Origin of the sequence: Streptomyces sp. PKU-EA00015 (genome assembly GCF_013387495.1) — a bacterium.
GTDB lineage: Bacteria > Actinomycetota > Actinomycetes > Streptomycetales > Streptomycetaceae > Streptomyces.
This window is the reverse complement of record NZ_JABZEE010000088.1, coordinates 1-14,560: the sequence shown is the minus strand read 5'-3', so window position 1 is coordinate 14,560 and position 14,560 is coordinate 1. Positions and strand designations below refer to the sequence as shown.

General features: G+C 71.5%; 14 protein-coding genes and 1 pseudogene. 8 read left to right on the top strand and 7 right to left on the bottom strand.

Annotation, left to right across the window (positions count from 1 at the left end; all coding sequences use genetic code 11):
* Positions 1-2: 2 nt before the first annotated feature.
* The 3 genes from HW130_RS33695 to HW130_RS33685 form a co-directional block, all read right to left on the bottom strand.
* A complete protein-coding gene (locus HW130_RS33695) occupies positions 3-1,103 on the bottom strand; it encodes a S1C family serine protease (RefSeq protein WP_177153584.1) in 1,101 nt (366 codons plus the stop codon).
* A 171-nt stretch (positions 1,104-1,274) separates the two neighbouring features.
* Entirely contained in the window at positions 1,275-2,000 is a 726-nt protein-coding gene (locus HW130_RS33690) for a bifunctional 2-polyprenyl-6-hydroxyphenol methylase/3-demethylubiquinol 3-O-methyltransferase UbiG (protein WP_177153583.1), read from the bottom strand.
* Positions 2,001-2,080: 80 nt separating this feature from the next.
* On the bottom strand, positions 2,081-2,677 hold the full coding sequence (locus HW130_RS33685; protein WP_177153582.1) for a DUF3043 domain-containing protein: 597 nt from the start codon (positions 2,675-2,677) through the stop codon (positions 2,081-2,083).
* A gap of 282 nt (positions 2,678-2,959) precedes the next feature.
* On the opposite strand from HW130_RS33685, the gene HW130_RS33680 reads away from it, so the two are divergent.
* The 4 genes and pseudogenes from HW130_RS33680 (at position 2,960) to HW130_RS33665 (ending at position 6,129) form a co-directional block, all read left to right on the top strand.
* A complete protein-coding gene (locus HW130_RS33680; protein ID WP_177153581.1) occupies positions 2,960-3,754 on the top strand; it encodes a PspA/IM30 family protein in 795 nt (264 codons plus the stop codon).
* A gap of 24 nt (positions 3,755-3,778) precedes the next feature.
* Positions 3,779-4,051 (top strand): annotated as a pseudogene (locus tag HW130_RS33675) (hypothetical protein); the annotation flags it as partial.
* A 165-nt stretch (positions 4,052-4,216) separates the two neighbouring features.
* Positions 4,217-5,446, top strand: a complete 1,230-nt coding sequence (locus tag HW130_RS33670) for a sensor histidine kinase (protein WP_177153580.1) — start codon at positions 4,217-4,219, stop codon at positions 5,444-5,446.
* Positions 5,443-6,129, top strand: a complete 687-nt coding sequence (locus HW130_RS33665; RefSeq protein ID WP_177153579.1) for a response regulator transcription factor — start codon at positions 5,443-5,445, stop codon at positions 6,127-6,129. The genes HW130_RS33670 and HW130_RS33665 overlap by 4 nt, the downstream gene beginning before the upstream one ends.
* A 141-nt stretch (positions 6,130-6,270) precedes the next feature.
* Here HW130_RS33665 and nadA read toward each other — a convergent pair whose 3' ends face one another.
* Positions 6,271-7,467 (bottom strand): quinolinate synthase NadA, encoded by a 1,197-nt coding sequence (gene nadA, locus HW130_RS33660; protein WP_177153578.1) that lies wholly within the window; start codon positions 7,465-7,467, stop codon positions 6,271-6,273.
* A gap of 244 nt (positions 7,468-7,711) precedes the next feature.
* On the opposite strand from nadA, the gene HW130_RS33655 reads away from it, so the two are divergent.
* Complete coding sequence (locus HW130_RS33655) at positions 7,712-8,068, top strand: iron-sulfur cluster assembly accessory protein (RefSeq protein WP_030745999.1); 357 nt, start codon at positions 7,712-7,714, stop codon at positions 8,066-8,068.
* An 88-nt stretch (positions 8,069-8,156) separates the two neighbouring features.
* On the opposite strand, the gene HW130_RS33650 is transcribed toward HW130_RS33655, so the two are convergent.
* Together HW130_RS33650 and HW130_RS33645 are read right to left on the bottom strand one after the other, a co-directional pair.
* Positions 8,157-9,626 carry a hypothetical protein gene (locus tag HW130_RS33650; protein WP_177153577.1) on the bottom strand — a complete coding sequence of 490 codons (1,470 nt, stop codon included), beginning with the start codon at positions 9,624-9,626 and terminating at the stop codon, positions 8,157-8,159.
* 100 nt (positions 9,627-9,726) lie between these two features.
* The gene (locus HW130_RS33645) at positions 9,727-9,933 is read right to left on the bottom strand and encodes a hypothetical protein (RefSeq protein ID WP_177153576.1); all 207 of its coding nucleotides are present in this window, start codon (positions 9,931-9,933) and stop codon (positions 9,727-9,729) included.
* Positions 9,934-10,061: 128 nt separating this feature from the next.
* Here HW130_RS33645 and HW130_RS33640 point away from each other — a divergent pair, with 128 nt between their 5' ends.
* Complete coding sequence (locus HW130_RS33640) at positions 10,062-11,036, top strand: carbohydrate kinase family protein (protein WP_177153575.1); 975 nt, start codon at positions 10,062-10,064, stop codon at positions 11,034-11,036.
* A gap of 363 nt (positions 11,037-11,399) precedes the next feature.
* Here the strand turns inward: HW130_RS33640 and HW130_RS33635 are convergent, their stop codons facing one another.
* A complete protein-coding gene (locus HW130_RS33635) occupies positions 11,400-12,785 on the bottom strand; it encodes a cysteine desulfurase/sulfurtransferase TusA family protein (protein ID WP_177153574.1) in 1,386 nt (461 codons plus the stop codon).
* Between the two features lie 260 nt (positions 12,786-13,045).
* On the opposite strand from HW130_RS33635, the gene coxB reads away from it, so the two are divergent.
* Entirely contained in the window at positions 13,046-14,014 is a 969-nt protein-coding gene (gene coxB / locus HW130_RS33630; protein ID WP_177153573.1) for a cytochrome c oxidase subunit II, read from the top strand.
* On the top strand, positions 14,011-14,560 hold a 550-nt coding region (locus tag HW130_RS33625), incomplete at its 3' end, for a cbb3-type cytochrome c oxidase subunit I (protein ID WP_177153572.1). The genes coxB and HW130_RS33625, both read left to right, overlap by 4 nt.

Below are 14,560 nucleotides of genomic sequence, written 5' to 3'. Positions count from 1 at the left end.
CGTCAGATCTCGCCCAGCGTGACCTCCGCCGTGCGCTGCGAGCCGCCCCGTTCGTACGTCACCGTCACCTTGTCGCCCGGCTGCTGCGAGGCCAGTGTCTCCGCCAGCGACGTGATGGTCGTGATCTCCTCGTTCCCGAGCTTGGTGATGATGTCACCGGCCCGCAGTCCCGCCTGTTCCGCGGCGCCGCCCGCCACGACCTCGACCACCGCCACACCGGTCGGGGTGTAGTCGTCGTCGAGGACGGTGCGGCCCGTGATGCCGAGCGCGGCCCGGCCCGAGTCCGTGACCCGGCCCGTCCTGATGATCTGGTCGGCCACCGTGCGCACCATCGAGACCGGGATGGCGAAGCCGATGCCGGGCGCCTGGCCCTCGCCCAGCGCGGGATCCGTCGCGGCGAGCGTGGGGATGCCGATGACCTCGCTCTCCATGTTGACCAGCGCGCCCCCGCTGTTGCCCGGGTTGATCGCGGCCGAGGTCTGCACCATGTTGGCGATCGTCGCCCCGGTCCCGCCGTCCCGTGCGGTCTCGCTCACCGTCCGGCCGACCCCCGAGACGATGCCCTGGGTGACGCTGCTGGACAGACCCAGCGGCGAGCCCATGGCCAGCACGATGTGCCCGACCTGGACCGTGGAGGAGTCACCGAATTTCGCCGCCTTCAGTCCGTCGGGCACGGACCGAAGGCGGATGACCGCGAGATCCTGTTCCGGGTACGAGAAGACCAGCCGCGCGGTCGCCGGCGCCCCGCCCGTCGCCAGCGTCACCCGGAACGACCGGGCGTCGCCCACCACATGCGCGTTCGTGACGATGTGTCCCTTGTCGTCGTAGACGACCCCGGAGCCGAGACTCTCACCCGCCTCGATCTGCACAACCGACGGGAGCACGTTCTTGATGACGGCCAGGTAGTCGTCCTCCAGCTCGTTCGCGGCCCGCGGAGCCATGGCGTGCGCCGCATCCCGGGCCGACGGCGCGGACGGCTGCGGCGCTGACGCCTGCGAGCAGCCGCCGACGAGCACGGCCACGCAGAGCACGGTCACGCAGAGCACGGCCGCGGCGGGCAGCGGAAGGCGGCGCGGCGGACGGCGGTGCGGGGATGCACTCATGCCCGGAGTATCCCTTTTGCCGCTTGGGGGGTGCCCGCCGGGAGCCGCCGATCAGGGGCGTAGGCCACGGCGCTCAGGGCCCGCGGCGCCGGGGCCTGCGGGGCGGGAGGCACCGGCGGCGTACGGCCTGCGAGGCCGGGGCAAACGGGCCCCGCTGGAGGCCCGTCGCCTTCAGGCCCGCCGCACTCCGCACAGGTGCAGCAGCGCCGCCACCCGCCGGTACGGGTCGGCGCGCCCCGCCCGCTCCTCCACGGCGAGCAGCTGATGGAGCTCCTCCGCCGGGGGCAGTTCGACGTCGTTGCCGACGTTGTCCGTGAAGACCCGCACCCCGTACCACGCGTGCAGCGGAGCGTTGATCCCCTCGAGCGTCTCCGTCAGCGCCGCCAGCCGGTCGGCCCGCACGGTCAGCCCGAGCCGGTTGGTGTATGTGTCCGTGTCGAACGCGGCCCTGGCCGCCGGCCAGTCACCGGCCAGCCCCGGCCGCATCGCCAGCGCGTCGCCGTTGCGCACGAGCAGGGACAGCAGACCGCCCGGAGCCAGCATCCGCGCGAGGCCGGCGAGCATGGCGTCCGCGTCGGCGACGTACATGAGCACGCCGTGGCACAGCACCACGTCGAAGCTGCCCGGCAGGAAGTGGACGCCGGTGTCGCGCCCGTCGCCCTCGATCAGCCGGACCCGCTCGCGGATCCCGGCCGGTTCGCCGACGAGCGCGTCACGCGCCGCCTTCAGCATGACCGGGTCCGACTCCACGCCCGTGACCGTGTGCCCGGCCCGCGCCAGCCGCAGCGCCTGCGTGCCCTGGCCCATGCCCACGTCGAGCACCCGCAGCCGCTGCCCCACCGGGTAGCGGCTGGAGATCTGCTCCTCCAGCTGACGGGCGACGAGTTCCTGTCGCACGGTGTTGCGCAGTCCACCCGCACCCGCGAGCCACTCGGCCGACGCCCCGGCGAACCCCGAGGGCTGGGCGGAGTACGTGCTCAGGGCCGCTCTCCGCGCTTGACCTGCGGCTTGGGAAGGCGCAGCCGCCGCATCTGGAGCGTACGCATCAGGCCGTACGCGACAGCGCCGCGCTTCGGCTCGTTCGGGAAGCGCTCGCGCAGCTGCTTCTTGAGCCGGATCGCCAGACCGATGGAGTCGATGACGATCAGCACGATCACACCGAGCCACAGCAGCAGAGCGATGTTCTGCAGCTGGGCGACCCGGATCATGCTCAGCACGAGGATCACCACCGCGAGCGGCAGGAAGAACTCGGCGATGCAGAAGCGGGAGTCGACGAAGTCGCGCACGAAGCGCCGCACCGGGCCCTTGTCACGGGCCGGCAGGTAGCGCTCGTCACCGCTGGCGAGGGCCTCGCGCTGCTTGGCCAGGTCCGCACGGCGGGCTTCGCGCTGGCGCTTCATCGCCTCCTTGCGGTCCAGCGGTGGGCTGGACGCACGGCGGCGCTGGCCCTGGGCCTCACTGCGCTTGGGCGTCGGGCGGCCCTTGGGGGCCTCGGGGTCGCGGGGCTGCTTGGAGAGGTCCGCCGTCACCTTTTCGGTGGGGGCCTTCTCTTCCTTGGAACGGCTACGGAACACAAAGCCCAAGGGTACGGGGTGCCAGGCATGGACCCCACCCCCGCGGGGAACGATCCCGCAACGGCATGCGTCCGTAAAGGACACAAGCACCACAGAGCGGACGGCGCGTGACGGGCCCCTGACGATCACCTACTCCCTGGGCCGGATCGGAGCCGTTCGCAGTCGTCCTTGGGGAGGAGCGCATCCGCACTCGAACAGTGCGGTAATGGATGCAGGGCCCGTACTGTGGGTTCTGTTGAGTGGTGGGAAGCCGAGTCCGTCAGAAGGGGGCGCGCGAAGCCCATGAGCGGTGTCATGAAGCGTATGGGGATGATCTTCCGCGCGAAGGCGAACAAGGCCCTTGACCGGGCCGAGGACCCGCGCGAAACCCTCGATTACTCGTACCAGAAGCAGCTGGAGCTGCTGCAGAAGGTCCGCCGCGGAGTCGCGGACGTCGCCACGTCCCGCAAGCGCCTCGAGCTCCAGCTCAACCAGCTCCAGGGCCAGTCCGCCAAGCTGGAGGACCAGGGCCGCAAGGCGCTGGCGCTGGGCCGCGAGGACCTGGCCCGCGAGGCGCTCTCCCGCCGGGCGGCGCTCCAGCAGCAGGTGACCGACCTGGAGACCCAGCACCAGACGCTGCAGGGCGAGGAGGAGAAGCTCACGCTCGCCGCGCAGCGGCTGCAGGCCAAGGTCGACGCCTTCCGTACGAAGAAGGAGACGATCAAGGCGACGTACACCGCCGCCCAGGCGCAGACCCGGATCGCGGAGTCCTTCTCCGGCATCTCGGAGGAGATGAGCGACGTCGGTGTCGCCATCCAGCGCGCCGAGGACAAGACCGCGCAGCTCCAGGCGAGGGCGGGCGCGATCGACGAGCTGCTCGCCTCCGGCGCCCTCGACGACCAGTCGGGCCTGGCGAAGGACGACATCCAGGCCGAGCTCGACCGTCTCTCCGGTGGCACGGACGTCGAGCTGGAGCTCCAGCGCATGAAGGCCGAGCTGGCCGGCGGCCCGGCGCAGCAGCAGGCGATCGAGGGCGGCGCGGGCCGTCAGGACGCGACGCCGCAGCAGCAGAGCACCCCGAAGTTCGACAAGCAGTAGTCCCACACGAGACGAGGACTCGTCATGATCGTACGGATCATGGGGGAGGGACAGCTGGAGGTGGCGGACAGCCACCTCGCGGAGCTGAACAAGCTCGACGACGAGCTGCTCGCGGAGATGGAGAGCGGCGACGGCACCGGCTTCCGCCGGACGCTGCACGCCCTGCTCGAAAAGGTCCGCGAGTTCGGTGAGCCGGTGCCCGATGCCTCCCTGGAGCCGTCCGAGCTGATCCTTCCCACGCCGGACGCGACGCTGGAGGAGGTCCGGGAGCTGCTGGGCGAGGACGGTCTGATCCCCCCGCCCCCGGAACCGGAGTCCTCCCGCACGGTGCCCTCCGACGACCCGGCGCCGGTGGAGCCCCCGGACTGACCGGCCCCCGGCCCGTACGGCGCTTCGTGTGGCGCGGGTTCCCCGGACCGAGCCCCGGGTGACCGGCCCGCGCACCCCGTAACGTAGCCGGACGTGACCTCACTCGCCGACCGGGTCTCCCGGACCCAGCACTGGCTGCGCGCCCACCCCCTGGCGTTCGACGCCGCGCTGGCCGTCGCCGTGCTCATCTGCATGGTCACCGGGTCCTTCGCCGACCCCCACGGCCCCCACGGCCCCACCTTCGGCACCCGCACCCCCGAGGTCCGCAGCGCCGTCCTGATGGTCGTCGCCGCGGGAGCCCTCGTCTTCCGGCGGCGCGAGCCGATGGCCGTGCTCGGCGTGACCGGTCTCGTGTCCGTCGTCGAGCTCGTGGCCGGCGATCCCGCCGCGCCCGTCGCGATGAGCGCCGTCATCGCCCTCTACACCGTCGCGTCCACCACCGACCGGCCCACGACCTGGCGCGTCGGACTGCTGACGATGGCCGTGCTCACCGGCGCCGCGATGTCCTTCGGCTCCACGCCCTGGTACACCCAGGAGAACCTCGGCATCTTCGCCTGGACCGGCATGGCGGCCGCCGCCGGCGACGCGGTCCGCAGCCGCCGCGCCTTCGTGGACGCCATACGGGAGAGGGCCGAGCGCGCCGAGCGGACCCGCGAGGAGGAGGCCGGGCGCCGCGTCGCCGAGGAGCGGCTGCGCATCGCCCGCGATCTGCACGACGTCGTCGCCCACCACATCGCCCTGGTCAACGTGCAGGCCGGCGTCGCCGCCCACGTCATGGACAAGCGGCCCGACCAGGCCAAGGAGGCCCTCGCCCACGTTCGCGAGGCCAGCCGCTCCGCGCTCGACGAACTGCGCGCCACCGTCGGCCTGCTGCGCCAGTCCGGCGACCCCGAGGCGCCCACCGAACCGGCCCCCGGCCTCGCCGTCCTCGACCAACTGGTCGCCACCTTCCGCCAGGCCGGGCTGCCCGTCGAGGTCGCCCGCGCCGACGACGGCGTCACGGCGCCCGCGGCCGTCGACCTCGCCGCGTACCGGATCATCCAGGAGTCGCTGACCAATGTGCAGAAGCACGCGGGCCCGGAGGCCAAGGCCGAGGTGAGCGTCGTGCGTGTCGGCTCCACGCTGGAGGTGACCGTGATCGACAACGGCGCCGACGGCCCGGCCCCGTCGGACGGCGGCGGCCACGGTCTGATCGGCATGCGCGAGAGGGCCGCCGCGCTCGGCGGCACCCTGACCGCGGGCCCCCGCTACGGCGGCGGCTTCCGGGTGCAGGCGATACTGCCCCTGCATGCGCGGGCCGCCCGCGCGGGGGAGGACCGATGACCATCCGGGTGCTGCTGGCCGACGACCAGACGCTGCTGCGCAGCGCGTTCAGGATCCTTGTGGACTCCGAGCCGGACATGGAGGTCGTCGCCGAGGCCGCCGACGGCGCGGAGGCCGTGGCCCTCACCCGTTCCGCGCGCGCCGACGTCGTCCTCATGGACATCCGCATGCCCGGCACGGACGGGCTCGCCGCGACCCGCATGATCAGCGCGGACCGGGACCTGTCACACGTACGGGTGGTCATGCTGACGACGTTCGAGGTGGACGAGTACGTCGTCCAGTCGCTGCGCGCCGGCGCCTCCGGTTTCCTCGGCAAGGGCGCCGAGCCCGAGGAGCTGCTGAACGCGATCCGCGTCGCCGCTGCCGGAGACGCGCTGCTGTCCCCGGTGGCGACCAAGGGACTGATCGCGAAGTTCCTTGCGCAGGGCGGTCGTTCGGACGCCCCCGCCGAGCCCGGGGCGTACGCCGAGCGGCTGTCCGCCCTCACCGGCCGCGAGCGCGAGGTGCTGATGCTGGTCGCCGGCGGGCACTCCAACGACGAGATCGCCGACCGTCTCGAAGTCAGCCCGCTCACCGTCAAGACCCATGTGAACCGGACGATGGCGAAGCTCGGCGCCCGCGACCGGGCCCAGCTGGTGGTCACGGCGTACGAGTCCGGCCTGGTACGTCCGGGGGTGGAGTAGCCCGCCCGGCGCCTTACTCCCCAGCAGGGCACAGGGACCGCCGCCGCACCCGGACGGTCCGGGGGAGGGGGCCCGCGCCGGAAACGCGCCGAGGGGCGCTCCGCCATCCGGCGGGGCGCCCCTCGGCGTACGGGCGAGCGGCTACGGCAGCGCCAGCATCCGCTCCAGCGCCAGCTTCGCGAAGCTCTCCGTCTCCTTGTCGACCTGGATGCGGTTGACCAGATTCCCCTCGGCCAGCGACTCCAGCGCCCACACCAGGTGCGGCAGGTCGATGCGGTTCATCGTGGAGCAGAAGCAGACCGTCTTGTCGAGGAAGACGATCTCCTTGCCCTCGTCCGCGAAACGATTCGCCAGGCGACGGACCAGGTTCAGCTCCGTACCGATGGCCCACTTCGAGCCGGCCGGGGCCGCCTCCAGCGTCTTGATGATGTACTCGGTCGAGCCCACGTAGTCCGCGGCCGCGACGACCTCGTGCTTGCACTCGGGGTGCACCAGCACGTTCACGCCGGGGATCCGCTCGCGCACGTCGTCGACCGAGTCCAGCGAGAAGCGGCCGTGCACCGAGCAGTGCCCGCGCCACAGGATCATCTTGGCGTCCCGCAGCTGCTCGACCGTGAGTCCGCCGTTCGGCTTGTGCGGGTTGTAGACCACGCAGTCGTCCAGGGACATCCCCATGTCGCGGACGGCGGTGTTGCGGCCCAGGTGCTGGTCCGGCAGGAAGAGGACCTTCTCGCCCTGCTCGAAGGCCCAGTCCAGCGCCCGCTTGGCGTTCGACGACGTACAGATCGTGCCGCCGTGCTTGCCGGTGAACGCCTTGATGTCCGCCGAGGAGTTCATGTACGACACGGGAACGACCTGCTCGGCGATGCCCGCCTCCGTCAGCACGTCCCAGCACTCGGCGACCTGCTCGGCCGTGGCCATGTCGGCCATCGAGCAGCCGGCCGCCAGGTCGGGCAGCACGACCTTCTGGTCGTCGGTGGTCAGGATGTCCGCCGACTCGGCCATGAAGTGCACACCGCAGAAGACGATGTACTCGGCCTCCGGCCGCGCCGCGGCGTCCTTGGCCAGCTTGAAGGAGTCGCCGGTGACGTCCGCGAACTGGATGACCTCGTCACGCTGGTAGTGGTGCCCCAGGACGAAGACCTTGCTGCCGAGCTTCTCCTTGGCCGCGCGGGCGCGCTCCACCAGGTCCGGGTCGGACGGCGAGGGCAGGTCGCCGGGGCACTCGACGCCGCGCTCGCTGCGGGGGTCGGCCTCGCGGCCGAGCAGCAGAAGGGCGAGCGGCGTCGGCTGGACGTCGAGCTCGGGGCGGGTTGGGGCGGTGGTCACGACACGCACCCTTTCTTCGTCTGACAGAGGGGCTTCTCGTCTATTTGACGCTATCTATCATAACCGGTTCACGTCACTTTGACGATGTCCATAGCGTCGATGTGACGCACCCCCTCTCCACAGGCCGGTGCCTTGCGCCGACCAGGTGTGCGAGCATGAAAGGGAAAGACTAGGGCTCGCCCGGAATGAATCCGGGACCCGGCCGGTTGCACCCGTCGGCAAGCAGTCTCCGTACTACCCGGGAGAGAAGCAGATGTCCGTATCGGACGAGACCACCACCGTGAGCGACGGCATCCTCCTGTCCGACGCCGCCGCGGCCAAGGTCAAGGCCCTGCTGGACCAGGAAGGCCGTGATGACCTGGCCCTGCGCGTCGCTGTTCAGCCCGGCGGCTGCTCCGGTCTGCGCTACCAGCTGTTCTTCGACGAGCGTTCGCTCGACGGCGACGTCGTCAAGGACTTCGGCGGCGTGAAGGTCGTCACGGACCGCATGAGCGCCCCGTACCTGGGCGGTGCGTCGATCGACTTCGTCGACACCATCGAGAAGCAGGGCTTCACGATCGACAATCCGAACGCGACGGGCTCCTGCGCCTGCGGCGACTCGTTCAGCTGAGACATCCCGTCCTCGCACGGCGAAAGGCGGCGGCTCCGATTCCGGGACCGCCGCCTTCGCCGTACGCAGGCGGTGCTTTCTGTGGCGGCTATCCCTTGCGGGGCAGCGCCTTGCCCGTGCTCGCGTCCACGACCTTCCGGCCGTCCAGGGGCGCGTCCAGCGTCACCGACTCCGTGAGTTCCTTGGCCATGGCGATGCACACCCGGTCCGGGTCCGGATTCGGTTCGACGATCTCGACCCTCACCTCGTCGGGGCTCTCGGTCGCCCGCGCCTCGTAGTCGCTGCAGACCCCGCCCCAGAACGTCACCTTCAGCGTCCTGCCGTCGGCGCTGTACGAGATGGCCGGCGGCGACGGGACCTTCTTCTCCGGGTCGCTCGGAGTGATGTCCTTCTGCGGGGGCTCCGCGGCCTTGAGATAGGCCGGCTCCACGGCGGGATGCGTGACCGTGAACGGCTCGGCCTGGCCCTTGGCCGCGACCTGGAACAGCCAGGACGGCACCAGCGCCTGCCGCCCGTCCACGTACTGCGCCGCCAGACCGAAGACGGCCTTCTCGATGGTCAGCTCCTCCGGCGCAGGAGCGTCGCCCGCCCGCTCGCACGGAGCGGCGGGCTGCTCGCCCGTGCGCATGTCGTCCTTGTGCGGTACGGGCGTCGCGCAGCCGCCGATGCCGATCGGGCCGCCCTTTCCGGCCTCGTTCAGCGCCTTCACCGCCTCGTCGGCGGAGACCACCGGATAGCTGTGGGACTTCACGGGCTTCTTCAGCTGGCCGCTGCCGCCCACGACCTGGCCGTCCGCGCCGACCTGGATGCCGGTGGTCCAGCCGTACGTGGGCAGGCCGCCCACCACCGGGTCCGCGTTCACCACCCGTACCGCGCCCATCAGCTGGCGGGCGTCGAGCTTCGCGTCGTCCTGGCCGACCGCGGCCAGCACCGGCGCCGCCGCCTTCTTCGCCGCCGCCTCGTCGACCGCCGGTCCGGGCTCGCCCGGCGCGACGGAGCCGCCCGCCGGACAGTCCTTGCCCTTCAGGCAGTCGTCGCCGGGCGCGGCCCCGTAGCGGGCGAACGTCCAGGTGCCCGGAGCATCCTTGTTCACCTGGAGCAGGGGGCCCGCGCCGTCCTTGTCGGACCCGATCTTCCAGGCCGCACCGGCCTGCCGCGGTGAACCCGCCACACCGAGCGCCTTCGCCAGCCGCGCGACCTCGGCCTCCGTCACCGAGCCGGCCGCCCGGTGCACGGCTGCCCGCTCGGGGCCCTCGGGCAGGTCGCCCGAGGCCCGGTAGACCACGCCGCCGCCGTTCGGGTCGGGCTCGCCAGGAGCGATGGAGCCCGCACCGCCGTCGACGCTCCCCGGCACGTCCAGGGAGAGCAGCGGAGCGGTCCCGTCCTTGCCGGCCTCGCTCTTCGCGTCCGCCGCCGTGTCGCTGCCGCTGCCCACGCCGGTGGTCGCGACGTACGCCCCGCCTCCCCCGGCGACCAGCACCGCCGCCGCCACCGAGGCGACGACGAGCGGGGAACGCCGGTGGCGAGGGCCGTCGTGCGTCTTGTCCGTGCTGCTCACCGCATCGCTCCTTGTCTCGTGCCTCCTGCTGCGGAGGGCACGGATGGGACGGAGCGGGGGAGCGTGTGGTTCCCTCGCGTCGCTCGGCCGAGTCGCCGGATCAGTCGCCGTAGTCGGACATCGCGTCCACGAGCCGGGCCGATGCGGGCGGCACCACGACCCCGTGGATGAGCGAGTGATGCACCGGCGCGGGTGCCTTCACCGCGGGGACGACCCAGTGCGGTGCCATGCGCGCGCAGTCGCCGCGCAGCTGGTCGAGACTCATCTCGGACTCCCGCGACTCGCGCGCGGCGATGTGCTTCGTCATAGCGGCACCGTACGCACCTGGGACTGACGGAAAAAAGCCCTACTATCGGGTAGTTTCCGCACGTGGAGGGGGCCCGGGACCCGGTAGCGTGGACTGACACTGCCAGCCCGCCCCAGGAGCGCCTCACCGTGCGTATCGCAGTCACCGGCTCCATCGCCACCGACCACCTCATGACCTTCCCCGGCCGCTTCGCCGACCAGTTGGTCGCGGACCAGCTGCACACGGTCTCCCTGTCCTTCCTCGTCGACAACCTCGATGTGCGCAGGGGTGGTGTCGGGGCGAACATCTGCTTCGGCATGGGCCAGCTGGGCACCGGGCCGATCCTGGTCGGCGCGGCCGGCTCGGACTTCGACGAGTACCGTGCCTGGCTCGACCGCCACGGCGTGGACACCGCCTCGGTGCGCATCTCCGAGGTCCTGCACACCGCCCGCTTCGTGTGCACCACGGACGCCGACCACAACCAGATCGGCTCCTTCTACACGGGCGCGATGAGCGAGGCCCGCCAGATCGAGCTCAAGTCCGTGGCCGACCGGGTGGGCGGCCTGGACCTGGTCGTGATCGGCGCGGACGATCCCGAGGCGATGCTGCGCCACACGGAGGAGTGCCGCTCCCGCGCCATCCCGTTCGCCGCGGACTTCTCGCAGCAGATCGCGCGCATGGACGGTGACGAGATCCGGATACTGCTGGACGGTGCCGCGTACCTGTTCTCCAACGAGTACGAGAAGGGCCTCATCGAGTCCAAGACCGGCTGGACCGACGCGGAGATCCTGGCGAGGGTCGGCCATCGCGTCACCACGCTCGGCTCCCAGGGCGTCCGCATCGAGGCGGCGGGCAAGGAGACGATCGAGGTCGGCTGCCCGGAGGAGGAGGCCAAGATCGACCCGACGGGCGTCGGTGACGCGTTCCGGGCCGGCTTCCTGTCGGGCCTGTCGTGGGGTGTGGACCACGAGCGGGCGGCGCAGGTGGGCTGCATGCTGGCGACGCTGGTGATCGAGACGCTGGGCACGCAGGAGTACACGCTGCGGCGCGCGCACTTCATGGAGCGCTTCACGAAGGCGTACGGCCACGAGGCGGCCTCCGAGGTCCACGCCCACCTGTCCTGATCCCCTGGGGGCTCCTCGCCTACGCCACGAACGTGGGGCCCAGTGGACCCGCCCCTTACGCCCTGCGGGCGTGGGGGGATCCCCAGCGCCTCGAACTTCCCCCAAGGCCTGGCGGCCGTGGGGAGCACCCCCCGGCAAAGCCAGAGGGAGTGCCCCAGCGGGCTGGATTTCGCGGAGCGAAATCAGACCGTCCAGGGCACTCCCACGGCCGCCAGGCCGTAGGGCGAGACCGAGGCACCGTGCGCAGCGCGGTACGGGGTCCGGGGCTTGCCCCGGTTTCCGGGTGCGGTACCGCCCCCGGCCGCCAGGCCGTAGCGGGAGGGCGGGCAGGGGAACAGCCCGCCGCGGGCGCCCGGCCCCGCGCTACGACAGACGCCGCACCACGTACGCCACGCCTCGCTCCGCCTCCCGTTCCCCCACGTACTCCTGGCCCCGCATCCCGCACCACGCCGGGATGTCCAGCCGGGCCGCCTCGTCGTCCGAGAGCACCGTCACCGTCGCGCCGAGCGGCACGTCGCCGATCACCTTCGCCAGTTCGATGACCGGGATGGGGCACCTCCTGCCCAGCGCGTCCACGACGAGCGACGCGTCCGAGCCGGACGGCTCCACCGCCGAGGGCACCGGCGCGCCGAGCCGCTCGCGGACCGACGACACCACCCGCGGCAGCTCCTGAAGGAAGCCGTCCACCTCCGCGGACGTCGTACCGAGCGGCAGCGACACCCGGACGTTCCCCTCCGACAGCACCCCCATCGCCCGCAGCACATGGCTCGGCGTCAGCGTGCTGCTCGTGCACGACGAACCGGACGACACCGAGTAACCCGCCCGGTCCAGCTCGTGCAGCACGGTCTCCCCGTCGACATAGAGACAGGAGAAGGTCACCAGATGGGGGAGCCGCCGTACCGGGTCGCCCACCACCTCCACGTCGGGCACGAGCTCCGGCACCCGGGTGCGGATCAGGTCCACCAGGGCCCGCAGGCGCACGGCCTGCTCCGCCGCCTCCGCGCGGGCCGCGCGCAGCGACGCCGCCGCCGCCACGATCGCCGGGATGTTCTCGAAGCCCGGTGCGCGCCCCGACTCCCGCTCGTCGACGGGACCTTGCGGGGCGAACCGGACACCCTTGCGCACCGCGAGCAGCCCGACCCCCGCCGGCCCGCCCCACTTGTGCGCGCTCGCGGCCAGCAGCGACCAGTCGCCCTCCACCGGCCCCCAGGGCAGGGACTGCGCCGCGTCCACCAGCAGCGGCACGCCCGCCTCCCGGCAGGCGTCGGCCACCGCGCCGACCGGCTGTTCGGTGCCCACCTCGTGATTGGCGGACTGGAGACAGGCCAGTGCCGTCCCGGCGCCGAGGGCGGCGGCGAACTCGTCGGCGGACACCGAGCCGAGCCTGTCCACCGCCACCTCCGTCACCGACCCGCCCGCCGACTCCCACGAGGCCGCCGAGTGGAGCACGGCGGAGTGCTCGACGGAGGACACCACGAGGTGGCGGCCGACACGCCGACGCGCGGCGAGCGCGCCGGAGATCCCGGAGTGCAGCGCGTGCGTCCCCGATGGAGTGAAGACGATCTCGTCCGGGCGGCAGCCGACGGCCTCCGCGGCCGCCTCCCGGGCGGCGTCCAGCAGCAGCCTCGCCCGCCGCCCTTCGCGGTAGAGCCGGGCCGGGTCGGCCCAGCCCTCGTCGAGCGAGGCCTGCAGGGCCTGTCGTGCGACGGGGTGCAGGGGGGCGGAGGATGCGGCATCGAAGTAGGGCACGTTCTCACGCTAACTCCGGAGAGGAGAGGGGACGTCAGATGGGGGCCGGAGCGGGGCATTCCGGGCCTCCGGGCTGGGCTTTCCATCCCTTCGGGGTGTCGGACGGCGCGTTGGGCACCCTCCCCGCGCGACCCCAAATGGCGTCCAGTAGGGTTTGGTCCGCATAAACATCCAAACCCCTGCCCGCGTCAGGGCCGGCGACCGACCAGCGAGACGGCCGCAGCCGGTCGCGCGGGCCGAGACTCTCGGGAAGGCGCTACGTGAGTCCCAACGGCTCCGACCGCTCGTCGCGGCGCCCGATGCGGCGGAAGCTGCCGCAGGTGCTGACTGCGGGCCTGATCCTGGCTACCGCCTCCGGTTGCTCATACAACTGGGAGGACTTCCCCCGGCTGGGCATGCCCACCCCGGTGACGGAGGAGGCCCCGCGGATCCTCTCCCTCTGGCAGGGCTCGTGGGCGGCAGCGCTCGCCACGGGCGTGCTGGTGTGGGGACTGATCCTGTGGAGCATGTTCTTCCACCGGCGCAGCCGCACCAAGGTGGAGGTCCCTCCGCAGACCCGGTACAACATGCCCATCGAGGCGCTGTACACCGTGGTCCCGATCATCATCGTTTCGGTGCTCTTCTACTTCACCGCGCGTGACGAGTCGAAGCTGCTCGCCCTCTCGGAAAAGCCCGCCCACACCATCAACGTGGTCGGCTACCAGTGGAGCTGGGGCTTCAATTACGTCGAGAACGTCGACGGCGACGCCAAGACCGGAGTCGAGGTCCCCAAGGAGCTCGACGCCGTTCCGGACAAGTACCAGGAGAGCTTCCCCGAGGGTGCCGAGGGCGTCTACGACGCCGGTATCCCCGGCACCCGGAACCCGCAGACGGGCAACCCGGGCCCGACGCTGTGGCTCCCCGAGGGGGAGAAGGTCCGGTTCATCCTGACCTCTCGCGACGTCATCCACTCCTTCTGGGTGGTCCCCTTCCTGTTCAAGCAGGACGTCATCCCCGGCCACACCAACGTCTTCGAGGTCACCCCGAACAGGGAGGGCACCTTCCTGGGCAAGTGCGCCGAGCTCTGCGGCGTCGACCACTCCCGGATGCTCTTCAACGTCAAGGTCGTCTCCCCGGAGCGCTACCAGCAGCACCTGAAGGAGCTCGCCGAGAAGGGGCAGACCGGCTTCATCCCGTCGGGCATTGAGCAGACGGACCCGGCCAGGAATGCGGAGAAGAACCAACTGTGAGCATCCTCAACGAACCCCAGGGTGCCGCCGCGGCAGGTGAAGACTCGTACGAGAACGAGCTGCCGGTCCGGCGCAAGCAGCCCGGCAACGTCGTCGTGAAGTGGCTGACGACCACCGACCACAAGACGATCGGCACGCTCTACCTCGTCACCTCGTTCGTCTTCTTCTGCATCGGTGGCCTGATGGCGCTCTTCATGCGCGCCGAACTGGCCCGTCCCGGCACGCAGATCATGTCGAACGAGCAGTTCAACCAGGCGTTCACGATGCACGGCACGATCATGCTGCTGATGTTCGCGACGCCGCTGTTCGCCGGTTTCGCGAACTGGATCATGCCGCTGCAGATCGGCGCGCCCGACGTGGCGTTCCCGCGGCTGAACATGTTCGCGTACTGGCTGTACCTCTTCGGCTCGCTGATCGCGGTGGCCGGCTTCCTCACCCCGCAGGGTGCGGCCGACTTCGGCTGGTTCGCCTACTCCCCGCTGTCGGACGCCGTCCGCTCGCCGGGCGTCGGCGCCGACATGTGGATCATGGGTCTGGCCTTCTCCG